This window comes from Nocardiopsis xinjiangensis YIM 90004 (genome assembly GCF_000341145.1).
Lineage (GTDB): Bacteria > Actinomycetota > Actinomycetes > Streptosporangiales > Streptosporangiaceae > Nocardiopsis > Nocardiopsis xinjiangensis.
This window is the reverse complement of the sequence record NZ_ANBE01000012.1, coordinates 22,875-38,628: the sequence shown is the minus strand read 5'-3', so window position 1 is coordinate 38,628 and position 15,754 is coordinate 22,875. Positions and strand designations below refer to the sequence as shown.

The window sequence follows — 15,754 nt, the reverse complement described above, 5'->3', positions numbered from 1 at the left end:
CGTCTCCGGTTCCTCCGGTACGGCCTCGGCCAAGAAGGAGGCTCTGGAGGCTGTCGGCGTCAAGGTCGGCAAGACCCCCAGCGAAACCGCAGGGCTCGTCCGGACCCTCGTCGAGGGCACGCAGGCGGGCCCGGAGAACGGAGAGGAGGCAGGCGCATCCCCGCGAGCCGGGGCGGCGCCGACCGACCGATGACACGCACACTCAAACCGGGAACCGAATGGACGTCTCTGTACACCCGCTGCCGTGAGATCGCGCCAGAAGCCTTCGGCGCCCAGCGGGTGCACAACCGCTGGGGTGGACAGTGGCACGCCGACGGCGAACCACAGATCGCTTTCTCCCCCGTGGACGGGGCCTCCTGCTCCGCCCCGCCGCTGCTGGACCGCCGGGCCGCGACCACCGCTGTGGCCGAGGCCGGCCGGGAACACCGCGAATGGAGCGCGCTGGCACTCGCAGAACGCAAGCGGCGCGTGGCCGCCACCGTCCGCGCCTGGCGTGAACACCGCGACGTCCTCGCCCTGGCCCTGGTATGGGAGATCGGCAAACCCTGGAAGCTCGCCTGCCAGGACGTCGACCGGGCCGTCAGCGGGGTGGAGTGGTACATCCAGGAGATCGACCGGATGCTGGAGGGCCGCCAGGCCCTGGAAGAGCCGGTCAGCAACATCGCGAGCTGGAACTACCCGATGAGCGTGCTGGCTCACGCGATGTGTGTCCAAGCGCTCGCGGGAAACGGCGTGGTGGCCAAGACCCCCACCGACGGCGGACTGGTGTGCCTGACCCTGGCCACGGCCCTGGCCGTGCGCGAGGGGTTGCCCTTCACCCTGCTCAGCGGGGGCGGCCGCGAACTCTCGCCCGTGCTGGTGCGCGGCCCCGGGATCGGGTGTGTCTCCTTCGTCGGGGGACGCGACTCCGGCGGCCGGATCGCGGCCGACCTGGCCGACCTGGACCGCCCGCACATCCTCGAACAGGAAGGGCTCAACTGCTGGGGCGTGTGGGAGTACTCGGATTGGCAGACCCTCACCGGCCAGATCCGCAAGACCTTCGACTACGCCAAGCAGCGTTGCACGGCCTACCCCCGTTTTGTCGTCCAGCGCTCCCGCTTCGACGGTTTCCTGAAGGCCTACCTCGAAGCGGTCTCCTCGGTCCGTTTCGGTCACCCCCTGGCGGTCGACTCACCCGAGGACGAGCTGCCCGGACTCGACTTCGGCCCGCTCATCAACGCCGCCAAGGCCAAGGAGCTGAACGGCCGTGTGGCCGACGCGGTCGCCGGAGGCGCGGTGCCGGTCCACCGCGGCTCCCTCGACGACGCACGGTTGCTCCCCGGCCAGAACACCGACGCCTACGTGGCTCCGGTGGCCCTTCTGGAACCGCCGCGCTCCTCGCCGCTCTTTCACGCCGAACCCTTCGGCCCGGTCGACTCCATCGTCCTGGTGGACACCGAGGCCGAACTGCTCGCGGCGATGAACGCCAGCAACGGTGCGCTGGTGGCCACCGTCTCCTGCGACGAGACCGACACCGCCGAGCGGATCGCCGCCAGTGTGCGGGCCTTCAAGGTCGGGGTGAACCGGCCGCGCTCGCGAGGCGACAAGGACGAATTGTTCGGCGGCTGGGGGGAGTCCTGGCGGGGGGCTTTCGTGGGCGGTGAACTCCTGGTGCACGCCGTGACCCGCGGACCGGACCAGGAGCGGTTGCCCGGCAACTTCCCGCACTACTCCTTGCACCCGGAAGCCAGGAGCTGACCGCGGGCTCCCGGGAGAGTGCGCGGACGCAATGAGGGACCCGGAGGCGGAATGATCCGCCTCCGGGCCCTGGGCTGTCGGGCCCGACCGGCGCGGGGGCTGGGACACGCCTGGCCGGGCCCGCGTCTACTGTCCTGGACGAAGCCCTCCCGGGGCCGTCAAAGGCGCGATCGACGCCTTTTCCAAGAGGACTCTCCACCGTCCGGCGTAGACGTTCATGGATGCACCGCGCAGGAAACCGACGAGGGTACTGCCCGACTCCCGGGCGAGGTCGACGGCGAGCGAGGAAGGCGCGGAGACCGCGGACATGACGGGTATCCCCGCCATCCACGCCTTCTGCATGAGTTCGAAGGACGCGCGCCCCGAGACCAACAGCACACTGGCCCGCAGCGGCAACCGGTTGCCGCGCACGGCCCAGCCGACGACCTTGTCGACGGCGTTGTGCCGCCCCACGTCCTCGCGCAGGACGAGGAGTTCACCGTTTCCGGTGAAGAGGCCGGCCGCGTGCAGGCCCCCGGTCCGGTCGAAGACCCGCTGTGCCCGCCGTAAGCGGTCGGGCAGTTCCGACAGGGTCTGGGCAGTGACGCACACGTCGTCCTCGGCCACGGACCACGCGGCCCTGGTCCGCACCGCGTCGAGGCTGGCCTTGCCGCACAGCCCGCACGAGGAGGTCGTGTAGAAGTTGCGTTCCAAGGAGGGGTCGGGGGGCGCGACCCCGGGCGCCAGATCCACGTCGAGGACGTTGTAGGTGTTGGCGCCGTCCTCGGTGGCCCCGGCGCAGTAGCGGATGGCGCGGATGTCATCGGCGCTCTGCACCACCCCCTCGCCGGCCAGGAAACCTGCCGCCAGGTCGAAGTCGTGCCCGGGGGTGCGCATCGTCACGCTGAGCGGGGCACCGTTGACCCTGATCTCCAGGGGTTCTTCGGTGACCAGCGTGTCCGCGCGCTCCTCAGCGGCGCCGTCGCGGATGCGCAGGATCCTTTTGCGTGCGGTGACCCGTCCCATGAGCTCACCCGTCGCCGCGGTTCTGCACGTGCTGGAAACCGAACCTGCCCTTGATGCACAGGTTGCCGTGCGTGATCGGGTTCTCGTGCGGAGAGGTGACCTTGACGATGTCGTTGTCCTGCACATGCAGCGTCACGTTACAGCCGACCCCGCAGTAGGTACAGACCGTGGTCGTCTGCGTCTGGCTCTCCTCGTCCCACGTGCCCGCTTCGCGCATGTCGAACTCCGTGGTGAACGAGAGCGCTCCGGTGGGGCAGACCTCCACGCAGTTGCCGCAGTACACACAGGCCGAGTCGGGCAGCGGTGCGTCGTGTTCGGTGGAGATACGGGTGTCGAAGCCGCGTCCTGCCACCCCGATGGCGAAGGTGTTCTGCCATTGGTCCCCGCAGGCATCCACGCACTTGTAGCACATGATGCACTTGGAGTAGTCGCGCACGTACAGTTCGTTGTCCCGTTTCACGGGCTGTTCGACCGTCTCGGCCACGCTGCCGTCCCCGGTCTCGTGCTGGCCCGCGTGGCGGCCGTCGCGCTCGCCGAGGGGCGCGGGCTCGGCACGCGGGCCGAACCGCTCGGGGGCGGCCTCGTAGCGCTCGTTCCACTCGGGGATCCGGGGGGTGGTGGACAGGTCCACGGAGGAACCGAGCAGTTCCAGGACGAGTTTGCGGCTGTGCTGTACACGTTCGGAGTCGGTCTTGACGCTCATCCCCGGTTCCAACTCGCGGGAGCAGGCGGGGGCGAGCGTACGTGCGCCCTCGACCTCCACCACGCACACTCGGCAGGCGTTGCGCGGGGTGAGCGTGTCCCCGTAGCAGAGCGTGGGTGTCGAGGTGCCTTGGGCCTCGCACGCGTCGAGGATGCTCGTTCCCTCGGGGACGCGGACTTCCTGGCCGTCGATGGTCGCGTCGATCAGGCGTTTGGGCGGGGCGAGGTACACGGGAGCAGCGGTCAACGTTTCTCCTTGGCAGAGATCGGTGCATCAGCGGTGGTGGTCTCGGCCTCGTCGGTGGTCTCCTCCTGGAAGAGTCCGAGGCGGTCGATCGCCGACTCGACGGCGTTCCAGGCCGTCTGGCCCAGGCCGCAGATCGAGGCGTCGCGCATCGCACGGCCGACCTCGCGCAGCAGCTCCACGTCGTCGGTCGGGTCGCCGCCCCGGCTGATCCGCTGGAGGGCTTCTTCCTGGCGGACCGTGCCGACCCGGCAGGGCACGCACTGGCCGCACGACTCGTCCCGGAAGAAGGCGGCCACCCGGGCCAGCGTGGCGGGCAGGTCGCAGGTCTCGTCCAACACCAGCACCACGCCCGAACCCAGGGTGGTGTCCGCCTCGCGGGTGTCCTCGAAGGTCAACGGGATGTCGAGTTCGTCGGCCCGGACGAAGGAACCCGCGGCGCCGCCCAGCAGGACGGCCTGGATCCTGCGGCCCTCGTGCACCCCGCCGGCCGCGGTGACCAGGTCGCCCAGGGTGGCCCCGAAGTCGAGCTCGTACAACCCGGGTCTGCGTACGGAGCCGGAGAGGCAGAAGAGCTTGGTCCCCGCGGATTTCGAGGTGCCGGTCCGTGCGTAGGCCGCACCGCCGTTCAGCACGATCGGCAGGACGTTGACCAGCGTTTCGACGTTGTTGACGGCGGTCGGTTTGCCGAACAGGCCCTTTTCCACCGGGAAGGGCGGTTTGGTGCGGGGTTCGCCCCGTTCGCCCTCGATGGATCCGAAGATGGCCGTTTCCTCGCCGCAGATGTAGGCCCCGGCGCCCCGGCGGATCTCGATGTCGAAGGAGAAACCGGAACCGAGGATGTCCTCGCCGAGGAAACCGCGTGTGCGGGCCTGGGCGATGGCGTTCTCCAGGTGGCTGAGCGCCCTGGGGTACTCGCCGCGGATGTAGAGGTAGCCGTGCTGGGCCCCGATGGCGTACCCGGCGATGGTCATCGACTCCACGAGGGCGAACGGGTCGCCCTCCATGAGCACACGGTCCTTGAAAGTGCCGGGTTCGCTCTCGTCGGCGTTGCAGACCAGGTAGTGCGGTGTGTCGAGTTGGGCGGCGGTGGCCTGCCACTTGCGTCCGGTGGGGAAAGCGGCCCCGCCGCGGCCGAGCAGGCCCGACTCGCTCACCTCGTCGATGACCGCGGCCGGGCCCATGCGGAAGGCTTGGCGGAGCGCGGCGTATCCGCCCTCGGCACGGTAGCTGTCCAGGCGCAGGGGATCGATGCGGCCGATCCGGTGCAGGAGGACGTGGGAGGGGTCCCCGGCGTCGGGGACCGCGTCCCGGACCGGGGGTTCGGGGGCGAGCCCGGCCGGTGTGTGGGCGGTGAACGTCGTGGTGCGGGTCTCGGAGGAGGCGTTGTCGGCCCCGGTGCTCTCCGGGGCCGACAGTTCCGCATCGGTCAGCGTGTCCAGGGCAGTGGTGTCGGCGGGGGCGGTGAGTGTGTAGCGGGGCGGTGCTCCGGCCTCCAGAGCCAGCGCGGCGGGGGCGCGTTCGCACACCCCCAGGCACGGGCTCTCGTGCCAGGTGGTGTCGGTCTCCTCCGAACCGGCAGGGCCGAGCCGTTCGGTGAGGCGCTCGCGCAGCCCGGCGGAGCCCGAAGCCGCGCAGGCGATGTCGGTGCACAGGTGCAGGACCCGGCGCGGGCGCTGGTGCATGGCGAAGAGTGCGTAGAAGGTCGCCACCGCGTAGGCCTCGGCCGGGGGGACGGTCAGCCGGCGGCAGATGTGGTCGAGCGCCCCTTCGCTGATCCATCCGATGCGGTCGTTGACCGCGTGCAGCGCGGGGAGCAGGAGATCCCGGCGGTTTCTGGCGCTGTGCCCGCCCACGGCGTGGCGCAGATCGGAGTCGTGGCGGGTCCCGCCCTCCCAGCCGGAGCCCGGGCGGCCGAGGACACTCTCGACCGCTGCGCTCTCGGCCGCGGTGGGTGGCTCGTTCCGGAACAGTAGGTCCACGCTTGGCTCACCTCGTATACCCTGTAAGGTAGATCACAGTATCCTGTATGCAGAAAACGGTATGCTGGTAATGACCGCTTGACAACCCTCGTACACGGAGTGATCTCGGTGCGTCCGAGGGCGAGCGGTCACACGAGGCGGCCGCGACCAGGTGTGCCGGTCGGGCCCTCTCCGTTCTGGGGCTGGGAGAGGGCCCGACCCGCACACCGCTCCGCCCTCGCGGAGCGGCGGCAGGGCCCGGCGAACAGGGCCTGTTCCGTGCTCGCCGGGCCGTCCCGGGTCCGAGCCCGCCTGGCAGCCGATGCCTAACCGGGAGAGGCCAGAGCCCCCTCGGCGGCTCCGGCCGTTTGCGCCACCCGTTCGATACGCACCGCCGCGGCCTTGTACTCCGCCGTCCCGGCGATGGGGTCGGTCGCGTCGATGGTCAACAACTGGGTGTCGACCTGGTCCGGGAAGTGGAAGGTCATGAAGACCAGCCCCGCACGCATGGAGCTGTCGATCGAGGCCGGGGCCAGGACCGAGCCGCGTCGCGAACACACCCGGACCGTCTCCCCGTCCTGGATCCCGAGCTTGTCGGCGTCCTCGGGGGACAGGTCCAAGAGCTCGCCCCGGCGCATCGGTGAGGAGAAGCCCGAGGTCTGCACGCCGGTGTTGTAGTCGTCCAGCCTGCGCCCCGTGGTGAGCCGGAAGGGGTACTCCTCGTCGAGGAGGTCCACCGGAGGGGAGTGCCCCACGATTCCGAAGGCTGCGGGCTCGCCGCGCTCCTGCGGGTCCTGCGACCACAGCCGCCCGTGCAGGAAACTGGGCTCCACGGCCTCCTCGGAGTAGCAGGGCCACTGGATGCCCTGCCGCTGGGCCAGGTGGTCGTAGCTCATCCCCCGGTGGATGGGCGAGAGCGAGCGCAGCTCGTCCCAGATCTCCTCGGCGGAGGGCCGGCCCCAGTCGGTGCCCAGGCGTTCGGCCATGTCGCAGAGGATGTCGATGTCGTCCCGAGCTCCCTGCGGGGGATCCAAGGCCTTGCGGACGAGCTGGACCCGCCGCTCGCTGTTGGTGAAGGTCCCGTCGGACTCGCACCAGGACGCGCTCGCGGGCAGCACCACGTCGGCCAGCTCGGCGGTCCGTGTGAGGAAGATGTCCTGCACGACCAAGTGGTTGAGCGTGCGCAGGCGTCCGGTGGTCTTTTCTGTCTCGGGCTCGGACTGGACCGGGTTCTCCCCGATCACGTAGAGCGTCTTCATGTCGCCCTCGCCCATCGCCTCGAACATCTGCGTGAGGTTCTTGCCCTTCCGGCCTTGGATGGCGCTTCCCCAAGCGGCTTCGAAGGGTGCGCGCAGGTCGGCGTCCAGGATGTCCTGGAACCCGGCCAGGCGGTCCGGGATCGCGCCCATGTCCCCGCCGCCCTGCACGTTGTTCTGGCCGCGCAACGGGTTCAGGCCGGCGCCGTGGCGCCCCACGTGCCCGGTCAGCAGCGAGAGGTTGATCAGCGCACGGACGTTGTCAGTGGCGTTGTGGTGCTCGGTGATGCCCAGGGTCCAGCACAGCTGGGCGCGGTCGGCCAGGGCGTAGGCGTGCGCGAGTTCGCGGATCGCCTCGGCCGGCACCCCCGTCTCGGCCTCGGCAGCCGACAGGGTCCAGGGTTCGACCAGCGCCCGGTACTCCTCCAGCCCGCTGGTCGCACGTTCGATGAAGGTCTCGTTGGCCAGTCCCGAGTACAGGATCTCGCGGCCGACGGCGTGGGCGAGCGGGATGTCGGTGCCCACGTTCAGGCCGAGCCAGCGGTCGGCCCACTCGGCGGTGGAGGTGCGCCGGGGGTCGATCACGAACAGCTTGGCGCCCCGCCGGACCCCCTTGAGTACGTGCTGGAAGAAGATCGGGTGCGCGGAGCGGGGGTTGCCGCCCCACACCACGATCAGGTCCGTGTCCTCGATCTCGGCGTAGGAGGAGGTCCCGCCGCCGGAGCCGAACGCTGCCGCGAGCCCGGCCACGCTCGGCGCGTGGCACGTGCGGTTGCAGGAGTCGACGTTGTTGGTGCCCATCACGGCCCGGGCGAACTTCTGGACCATGAAGTTCATCTCGTTGGTGGCGCGTGCGCAGGAGAGCATGCCGAAGGAGTCGGGGCCGTGCTGGTCGATCCCCGCACGGAAACCCGCGGCGGCGCGTTCGAGGGCCTCTTCCCAGGAGGCGGGGCGCAGCTCGCCGTTCTCGCGGACCAGGGGACTGGTGAGTCGGTTCAGGGGCGCGGTTGACGTCTTGGAGCGCATGGGGCCTCATTCGGTCATGCCGGGGTCGGCGTCCGGGGTCAAGGGCCGGCGACCTCCGGCGTCAGCACTGTGGTGGGAACAGTGGATTCAAGCATCATCGTTTTGGATACTGTCTACAGTATTTGCTGTCAGTGCGTCTCAGTCAATAGGGTGGTGGCGTCGGGGAGCGCTGGTCAGCCACCGGCCACCCCGGTCGGGGCCGACTGCGTGGGCCTCGCCTCCGGCTGGTCGAGCATGCGGGCGTTGAGGAGGGAGGCGACCGAGTCGACGGCACGCAGGGTGGGAACCTCGACCCGCGTCAGGTCGGCCAGTTCCACCACGGCCGACAGGATGACGTCCAACTCCATCGGCCGGTTGCGTTCCAGGTCGTGCAGGGTGGAGGTGCGGTGGTCGCCGGCCCTCTCGGCCCCGGCCAGGCGGCGGTCGATGGATATCCCGGTCCGCACGCCGAGCCGGTCGGCCACTTCCAGGGTCTCGGCCATCATGGTGCGGGCCAGATCGCGGGTGGAGCGGTTGCGGCAGATCTGGACCATCGTCGACCTGGTCAGCGCACTGAGCGGGTTGAAGACGATGTTTCCCATCAGCTTGACCCAGATGTCCTCGCGCAGATCCCTCTCCAGGGGGCACCTGAGTCCGCCCGCGACCATGGCGGCCTGCAGGTCCAGGCAGCGCTGGGACTCCGTGCCGTCCGGTTCCCCGATGGAGAAGCGTGTCCCCTCGATGTGCTGTACGAGGCCCGGGCCGGCGAGTTCGGTGGCGGCATAGACCACGCAGCCGATGGCGCGCTCCACCGGGATGGCGCGGCTGACGGCGCCCTGGGGATCCACGCTCTCGATCCGGTGTCCTTCGTGGGGGCCGCCGGTTCCGTGGAAATACCACCAGGGGATCCCGTTCTGTGCCGCGATCACAGCGGTGGAGGGGCCGAGCATGGGTCGGAGCAGGGGGGTGCAGCCGGCGTAGTGCTGGGCCTTGAGCCCGAGGAAGACGAAGTCGACCGGCCCGACCTCGGCGGGGTCGTCGGTGGCGTGGGGGTGGGCCGTGAAGTCGCCCCGCTCGCTCAGCACGCGCACACCGTGCTCGCGGATGGCGCTCAGGTTCGGGCCGCGGGCGATGAGGTGGACGTCGGCCCCGCCGCGGTGGAGGGCAGCTCCCACGTAGGCGCCGATCGCGCCGGCGCCCAGGACAGCGATACGCATGGGCAACACCTTTCTTTTGTATCCTGTATACAGTATGCTCCTGTTCTGGCTCGGTCTGATGCCAAGAGGAGAAGAAGAGATGTCGGTCTGGAGTTTTGCGGCAACTTCTGCAATTTTTCATGCGGCGCCGTCTCCACATGCTCCTGAGCCGTGGCACCTGGCGCGCATCGCGGCCCGGACCTTCACGCAGGGCGAGGCCGTGCCCGCTGTCGAGGTGCCTTTGGCCGCGGCACTGGGAGCCGGCCTCGGTGAGGACCTCGTCTCGGGCCTCGACGTCCCCTCTCTCGACAGCGCCGCGATGGACGGTTACGCGGTCCGCGGTCCGGGGCCTTGGACGCTGCGGGGGCGCGTCCTTGCCGGACACGCAGGAGCAGTGGACCGGTTGCGGTCCGGGGAAGCGGTGGAAGTGGCCACCGGCGCCGCCCTTCCCCCGGGAACCGGATCCGTGCTCCCCCAGGAACAGGCCACCCTCGACGGGGACGGCCTGCAAGGCAGGGCCGAGCCCGGGCGGCACATCCGCCGACGCGGCGAGACCACACCGGCCGGGGCGCTGGTGGCGGAGCGCGGGACCCCCGTCACTCCGGCGCTCCTGGGGCTGGCGGCCGGCCTCGGGCGTGACACGCTGCCGGTACTGCGCCCTGTGGTCCACGCGCTGGTCACCGGAGACGAGATCACCCGCCACGGCGTCCCGGCGCCGGGGATGGTGCGGGACGCCATCAGCCCCATGCTTCCCGGCCTGGTGGCCTGGGCCGGAGGAACGCTGGCCCAGGCCGTGCCGGTCGCGGACGAGCGCGATGTGCTCCTGGGCGCGCTGGAACAAGCGCGGGCCGCCGACGTGATCGTCGTGTGCGGGTCCGCCTCGGCCGGGCCGGCCGACCACCTGCGCGGGGCGCTCGGCGACGCGGGTGCCCGGATCAGGATCGACGGCGTGGACTGCAGGCCGGGCCGTCCCCAGCTGCTGGCCGCTCTGGCTTCGGGCACGACGGTGGTCGGCCTGCCGGGCAACCCCAACGCGGCACTGGTGGCCGCGCTCACTCTGCTGGTGCCGCTCCTCAGCGGGCTCACCGGCCGCCGCGACCCCGCCCACACCGGGCGTAGGGTACGCCTGGTCGGCGGGCCCCGCGCGCGCCTGCTCGGGACCTCCCTGGTCCCGGTCCGGGTCAGCGGTGACCTGGCCGTGCCCGTGCCGCACAACGGCCCTGCCGACCTGCGCGCCGCCGGGGTGGCCGACGGCTACGCCGTCCTGCCGCCCCTCAGGAAGGGCTGGGGGCGGGTCGAGCTGGTGGCGCTGCCGGGATGAGGACGCAAGATTGTACACTGTCTACATTCCCTCCATGAAAGTCCAGTTCTTCGAGACCGGGAGCAGTCACATGTCGACACGGGGGCTGAAAACCGCCGCGGGCCAGATCCAGAGGCCCGTACCTTTGCGCGAAGCCGCCTACGAGGCGATCCTCGACCTCATCACCACCCGGACACTGTCCCCGGGGCTGCACCTGGTGGAGACCGAACTCGCCGAGCAGCTGGGCGTGTCCCGCCAGCCGGTGCGCGAGGCGATACAACGGTTGAGCAACGAGGGGTGGGTGGAGCTGCGTCCGGGCTACGGAGCGTTCGTCCACACACCCACCGAGACCGAGGCCGACCAGCTGCTGGCGGTCCGTTCGCTGCTGGAGACCGAGTCCGCCCGGCTCGCGGCCGAGAACGCCACGCCCGAGCAGATCGACCACCTCAGGGAGCTGATCGACTCCGGCCGGTCCGAGACCACATCAGGTAACACCGAGGCCGTGGTCCGGGTGAACTCCGAGTTCCACCGCAGCATCACGGTCGCTTCCGGCAACAAGGTGCTCACCGAACTGGCGGCCCAGGTCGACCGGAGGGTGCGCTGGTACTACACCCCGGTCGCCCGCATCCGCGGTTCGGCCTCCTGGGACGAACACGAGCAGCTCCTCGACGCCGTCGAGGCGCGCGACCCGGGCCGGGCCGGCACGTTGATGAGCGAGCACACCGAACGCACCCGGCTGACCTACAACGAGCACGCACAAGAGGAGGGGTGAACAGCGGCGTCTCCGCGCAGGCGGGCGGTCGGCCCGGCTTCGCCGTTTCCGTGCCGAGGGACACCGGCCCGCCGGTATCGGGCGCAGACAGCCGCGGCCTGCCGCGGGTCACACCGGTGTCTCGCCGCCAGGCACGGGCGGTGTCAGGGCGGGAAACCCTACGCGTTCCTTACACCACACGAACGTGCGCGCGTGAGAGTCTGGATCCCCGTCCGCGGCGGCGCGTCCTCGAGCGAGGGGGCGGCCCGCGGGCGTGATGTGTTCCCGCATCCGGAGCGGCACAGCGCCCGGGTGACCGACCGAGAAGGCCACGAACAGCCGATGCCGAAACGAACCTCACTCACCGCGGATCGTTCTTCCCTGACGCACCGCATCCGCTACGCGATGCGCCATCCCGGACGGATCGGCCCGTATCTGCGCCGCTCCGCCCGCGACCTGCGGTTGCGGCTCACCCACCGCGACCACGTCTCCTACTACCGCGCGGTCATGGCCTCCGACACCTCGCGCGACCCCAAGAAGGCGGTGGGCAGCCGCAACGAGAAGCGTTGGCTGGCCCTGGGGCAGATGCAGTTCGACTACCTGACCGGCCACGGCCTCGAGCCCGGCCAACGCATGCTCGACATCGGCTGCGGCAACCTGCGCGCCGGTTGGCGTTTCATCGAGCACCTCGACCCCGGCGACTACTACGGGATCGACATCTCCCCGGACATCCTCATCGCCGCCAAGAAGGTGCTGTCCGAGCGCGGGCTGCAGCACAAACTCCCGCACCTGACGCTCACCCACGACCTGACCTTCGACTTCCTGCCCGAGAACCACTTCGACGTCGTCCACGCCCACAGCGTCTTCTCGCACTCCCCGCCGCAGGTCATCGACGAGTGCCTGGCCCACGTGGAGCGTGTGCTCGCCCCGGGCGGGTTCTTCGACTTCACCTTCGACCGCACCGAGGGCGCCGAACACCACGTGCTGCGCGAGGACTTCTACTACCGCACCGAGAACCTGATCGCCCTGGCCGAGAGGCACGGGCTGCACGCGAAGTTCATGGACGACTGGGAAGAGCTCCCGCACGGGCAGTCCAAGATCCGCGTCACCGCGCCCGAGCGCGGCGCCGGCGCCTGAGCCGGCGCCCGGGCCGGGCGTCCCGTTTCCCCCATGGGCCCGCGGTCAAAAACCGAGGGAGAGCTGCTGAGTCGCGGTTCCCGGGGCCGGTTTCTGCGGAGGCGTGGCCGGGCGCGTGCGTTCCTTCCGCCCCCGGTGCGTCGCGGGCCCGTTGAGCCCATGCCGCCCGGCGGCCTCGCGGACCGCGGCCACCACCGCGTCGCTGTAGGCCTTCGGAGCGTAGGAACCGCGTCCGTACAGCTCCCGGTACAGCGGCACCAGGTGCGGATATTCCTGTTGCAGCCAGGACCGGTACCACTCCCGGGCTCCCGGCCGCAGGTGCAGCACGACCGGGGTGAGCCTGGCAGCCCCCGCCTCGGCGATCGCCGCGACGGTCTCCTCGATCTGTTCCGCCGAATCGGTGAGCCCCGGCAGGATCGGAGCCATCAGCACCGAACAGCTCAGCCCCCGTCCGGCGAAACGGCGCACCACGTCCAGCCGTGCGCGCGGGCTCGGTGTGCCCGGCTCCACCGACCGCCACACCGCCTCCTCCACTGACCCGACCGAGACCGCCAGGCCCACGTCGGTGACCCGGGAGGCCTCCTCGATGAGGTCGAGGTCGCGCAGCACGAGCCTTCCCTTGGTGAGCAGTGAGAACGGGTTGGCCGCCTCACGCAGAGCCCCGATGATCTGCGGCATGAGCCGGTAGTGGCCCTCCGCCCGCTGGTACGGGTCGGTGTTGGTGCCCATGGCCACCGGTTCTCCGGCCCAGTCGGGGCGGGCCAGCTCCGCGCGCAGCAGCTCGCCGGCGTTGGTCTTGACCATGATCCGGGTGTCGAAGTCCCGGCCGCTGTCCAGGTCGAGGTACTCGTGCGTGCGCCGCGCGAAGCAGTACACACACGCGTGCGCGCACCCCCGGTAGGGGTTGAGTGTCCATCGCATCATCGGGTCCTCGCCCGGAACCCGGTTGAGGATCGATCGGGCACGGATCTCCACCGCCATGGGGGCGTCGCCGGTACCGGACTCCACGGGGCCCGGACCCGGTGCCTTCAACCCTGCGCGGCCGGTGCCGCGCTCGGGCGGGGGCGGGGCCTCGAACAGGGGCTGTTGCCCCGTGTCCTCGGTGTCGTGTCGGAGGTTCTCCCAGCGCATGACCTGTATTCGAACATGATTTCGAATGCCTGTCCAGGGCATGGGCCCGGCACAACTGTGCCGGGGCCGCTGCGGCAGGTACCCGCACCCCGTATAACCTGGCCGCGGTCGACGACATCACCGCACCGGACGGGACACGCACATGAAGTACACGGCACCGGCCGCCGCGGCAGTCGCCGCCCTCGCCCTCACCCTCAGCGCCTGCAGCGTCCCCGAACCCGAGGGCAACGTCCCCGCCGGCGGGGCCGCCTCCGTCTCCGGTGAGGAACTCCTGGCCGAACACGGGCTCGACGGCATCGACGCCGAGGAGGTCATCGAGCGGCTCGACACCATGCCCGTGGAGGAGCGCCCCACCGGCCTCATGGCCTCCGTGCGGCCCGACACCCTCGTGGTCTCCGACGGACAACAGGGACAGGAGACCGAGCTCGACCTGCCCGAGGAACGCTTCTACCTGTCGATGGCGCCCTACGTCGAGGGCACCCACGAGTGCCATTTCCACAGCCTCACGACCTGCCTGGGCGAGCTGAGCGACGAAGAGATCGACGTCACCATCACCGACGACGCCGACGACAGCGTCCTGGTCGAGGAGACCACACGGACCTTCGACAACGGGTTCGCCGGTTACTGGCTGCCCAGCGGCATCGACGCGACCGTCACCGTCGAACACGACGGACACACCGGCAGCACCCAGGTCTCCACCGGAGAGGACGACCCCACCTGCCTGACCACCCTCGAACTGAGCTGAACGGATCCGGACGCGCGCAGGAGCCAGGGACAGGGGAACGCTCCTCGCGTGAACGGTGTCAGTCCACCCGGGCCAGACTGAGCGTGGTCACCGGCTCACCGCCGATGTCGTCCTCATCGAAGAAGTCGACCGCCATCGTCTCGCCGTCCACGATCACCGCCACCTGGGTGGACAACGGCGCGAAGTCCGGGAGCAGACAGTCGGAGGGGCCCTCCATCGTGCCGGGGAAGTCGACCACGGCCTCGTAACCGCGGTCGGTCGACGTGCTCAGGTCCAAGTCGGTGTGGCAGTCGCCGTCGTCGCCGACCTCGAGCTCGCCTGACCGGTCGCCCTCCTGGGTCTGCAACTCCACCAGGGCCCCGTTTTCGGCCACACCTTCCCAGTCGCCCTCGTGGGCCTGGGAGAACCGGGGCACACCCTCGGCCGGGTCGAGGTCGCGGTCCCCGGACCCGGGGTCCTCCGGCTCCCCGCTCGGCTCCGCGCCGTTCTCCGAGTCGGAGTCGTCGGCCCCGGCCGACTGCCCGGAGTTCCCGTTCCCGGGCAGGACGCCGGTCCCGCCGCCCAGCGACAGGCCCGCCAGGAACAGCGCCGCCCCGGCCACGACAGCGCCGGCACCCAGCAGCCAGCCACGCACGCGCGAGCGCTTCGCCGGCTCCTGCGCCCGAGCCGTCTGCGCTCGCGCCTGCGTCTGTGCCGCGGTCGGGGCGACCATCGTCGCCTGCGCCGCGTGCCCGGCCTGCACGAGCGTGCCCGCGTCCGCGGCTCCGCCCTGGCGCCCCAGCAGCGTCATGAGTACGTCCACCGAGCTCGGCCGCGCCGCCGGGTCCTTGGCCAGCGCTCCGGCCACCAGGCCGCGCAAGGGTTCGGGTACCTGCTGCAGGTCCGGTTCGACGTTGACGACGTTGTGCAGCACGTGCGGCACCGTCGTGCCCTCGAACGGCGACCGTCCCGTCGCCGCGAACGCGATGACCGCGCCCCAGGAGAAGACGTCCGAGGCCGTGGTCGCCCGTCCGTCGGCGATCTGCTCCGGAGCCATGAACGAGGGCGTACCGATCGGCGAGTTGGTCAGTGTGCCCGCGCCGAGGGTGTTCTGCGCGATCCCGAAGTCGATGACCCGGGCGCCGTCCCCGCCCAGCAGGACGTTGCCGGGTTTGAGGTCGCGGTGCACGATCCCCGCCTCGTGGATCGCCACCAGCGCCGTCGCGGTCGCCACCGCCAGACGGCTCAGGTCGCCGCCCCCCATCGGCCCCCGCGTACCGATGTGACTCTGCAGCGAGGGGCCGTCCACGTACTCGCTGACGATGTAGGGCGGGCGGGCGTCGAAGTCCACCGCCAGCACCGCCGCCGTGCAGAACGACGCGACCTGCCGCGCCGCCTGCGCCTCGCGCACGAACCGCTGACGCATCCCCGGGTCGTCGACGACCTCGCTGTTGAGGGTCTTGAGCGCCACCGGGGTCCCGTCCGGCCCCTCGGCCAGATACACGGTGCCCTGGCCTCCGGTACCGATCCGTCCGGTCAGGACGAACCCGCCCACACGGGACGGGTCGGTCTCACGCAGGGGAGAGGGGGAGCTCACAAGGTCCT

12 protein-coding genes and 1 pseudogene are annotated in these 15,754 nt (G+C 70.6%); 6 read left to right on the top strand and 7 right to left on the bottom strand.

Annotation, left to right across the window (positions count from 1 at the left end; all coding sequences use genetic code 11):
• A pseudogene (locus D473_RS0108605) lies at positions 1–193 on the top strand (hypothetical protein); the annotation flags it as partial.
• Positions 190–1,737, top strand: coding sequence for an aldehyde dehydrogenase family protein (locus D473_RS0108600; RefSeq protein ID WP_017608669.1), 1,548 nt, complete (start codon positions 190–192; stop codon positions 1,735–1,737). The pseudogene D473_RS0108605 and the gene D473_RS0108600, both read left to right, overlap by 4 nt.
• Before the next feature lie 126 nt (positions 1,738–1,863).
• On the opposite strand, the gene fdhD is transcribed toward D473_RS0108600, so the two are convergent.
• From fdhD to D473_RS0108575, 5 genes are all read right to left on the bottom strand, one after another.
• On the bottom strand, positions 1,864–2,742 hold the full coding sequence (gene fdhD, locus D473_RS0108595) for a formate dehydrogenase accessory sulfurtransferase FdhD (RefSeq protein ID WP_017608668.1): 879 nt from the start codon (positions 2,740–2,742) through the stop codon (positions 1,864–1,866).
• 4 nt (positions 2,743–2,746) lie between these two features.
• Positions 2,747–3,691 carry a 2Fe-2S iron-sulfur cluster-binding protein gene (locus tag D473_RS0108590; RefSeq protein ID WP_026126750.1) on the bottom strand — a complete coding sequence of 315 codons (945 nt, stop codon included), beginning with the start codon at positions 3,689–3,691 and terminating at the stop codon, positions 2,747–2,749.
• Positions 3,688–5,670 (bottom strand): NAD(P)H-dependent oxidoreductase subunit E, encoded by a 1,983-nt coding sequence (locus D473_RS0108585; protein ID WP_017608666.1) that lies wholly within the window; start codon positions 5,668–5,670, stop codon positions 3,688–3,690. Before D473_RS0108585 ends, D473_RS0108590 begins: the two co-directional genes overlap by 4 nt.
• A 305-nt stretch (positions 5,671–5,975) precedes the next feature.
• Complete coding sequence (locus tag D473_RS0108580) at positions 5,976–7,931, bottom strand: molybdopterin oxidoreductase family protein (protein ID WP_017608665.1); 1,956 nt, start codon at positions 7,929–7,931, stop codon at positions 5,976–5,978.
• Positions 7,932–8,104: 173 nt separating this feature from the next.
• Positions 8,105–9,127 (bottom strand): 2-dehydropantoate 2-reductase, encoded by a 1,023-nt coding sequence (locus D473_RS0108575; protein ID WP_017608664.1) that lies wholly within the window; start codon positions 9,125–9,127, stop codon positions 8,105–8,107.
• A 199-nt stretch (positions 9,128–9,326) separates the two neighbouring features.
• On the opposite strand from D473_RS0108575, the gene D473_RS0108570 reads away from it, so the two are divergent.
• The 3 genes from D473_RS0108570 (at position 9,327) to D473_RS0108560 (ending at position 12,294) form a co-directional block, all read left to right on the top strand.
• Positions 9,327–10,427, top strand: a complete 1,101-nt coding sequence (locus D473_RS0108570) for a molybdopterin molybdotransferase MoeA (RefSeq protein ID WP_241474737.1) — start codon at positions 9,327–9,329, stop codon at positions 10,425–10,427.
• Positions 10,428–10,461: 34 nt separating this feature from the next.
• Positions 10,462–11,178: a GntR family transcriptional regulator gene (locus D473_RS0108565; protein ID WP_017608662.1), complete on the top strand. Its 717-nt coding sequence runs from the start codon at positions 10,462–10,464 to the stop codon at positions 11,176–11,178.
• Positions 11,179–11,499: 321 nt separating this feature from the next.
• The gene (locus D473_RS0108560; protein ID WP_026126748.1) at positions 11,500–12,294 is read left to right on the top strand and encodes a class I SAM-dependent methyltransferase; all 795 of its coding nucleotides are present in this window, start codon (positions 11,500–11,502) and stop codon (positions 12,292–12,294) included.
• Positions 12,295–12,339: 45 nt separating this feature from the next.
• Here D473_RS0108560 and D473_RS0108555 read toward each other — a convergent pair whose 3' ends face one another.
• Complete coding sequence (locus D473_RS0108555; RefSeq protein WP_017608660.1) at positions 12,340–13,425, bottom strand: Rv2578c family radical SAM protein; 1,086 nt, start codon at positions 13,423–13,425, stop codon at positions 12,340–12,342.
• Positions 13,426–13,567: 142 nt separating this feature from the next.
• Between D473_RS0108555 and D473_RS0108550 the strand changes: the two genes are divergently transcribed.
• Complete coding sequence (locus D473_RS0108550) at positions 13,568–14,170, top strand: CueP family metal-binding protein (RefSeq protein ID WP_017608659.1); 603 nt, start codon at positions 13,568–13,570, stop codon at positions 14,168–14,170.
• Between the two features lie 58 nt (positions 14,171–14,228).
• On the opposite strand, the gene D473_RS24470 is transcribed toward D473_RS0108550, so the two are convergent.
• Entirely contained in the window at positions 14,229–15,746 is a 1,518-nt protein-coding gene (locus D473_RS24470; protein WP_033353017.1) for a serine/threonine-protein kinase, read from the bottom strand.
• Positions 15,747–15,754: the final 8 nt, after the last annotated feature.

Excerpts from the sequence above, each read along its gene's own strand:
- D473_RS0108600 (WP_017608669.1), top strand. The coding sequence starts at position 190 with ATGACACGCACACTCAAACCGGGAACCGAATGGACGTCTCTGTACACC.
- fdhD (WP_017608668.1), bottom strand. The coding sequence starts at position 2,742 with ATGGGACGGGTCACCGCACGCAAAAGGATCCTGCGCATCCGCGACGGC.
- D473_RS0108580 (WP_017608665.1), bottom strand. The coding sequence starts at position 7,931 with ATGCGCTCCAAGACGTCAACCGCGCCCCTGAACCGACTCACCAGTCCC.
- D473_RS0108575 (WP_017608664.1), bottom strand. The coding sequence starts at position 9,127 with ATGCGTATCGCTGTCCTGGGCGCCGGCGCGATCGGCGCCTACGTGGGA.
- D473_RS0108565 (WP_017608662.1), top strand. The coding sequence starts at position 10,462 with ATGAAAGTCCAGTTCTTCGAGACCGGGAGCAGTCACATGTCGACACGG.
- D473_RS0108560 (WP_026126748.1), top strand. The coding sequence starts at position 11,500 with ATGCCGAAACGAACCTCACTCACCGCGGATCGTTCTTCCCTGACGCAC.
- D473_RS0108555 (WP_017608660.1), bottom strand. The coding sequence starts at position 13,425 with ATGCGCTGGGAGAACCTCCGACACGACACCGAGGACACGGGGCAACAG.
- D473_RS0108550 (WP_017608659.1), top strand. The coding sequence starts at position 13,568 with ATGAAGTACACGGCACCGGCCGCCGCGGCAGTCGCCGCCCTCGCCCTC.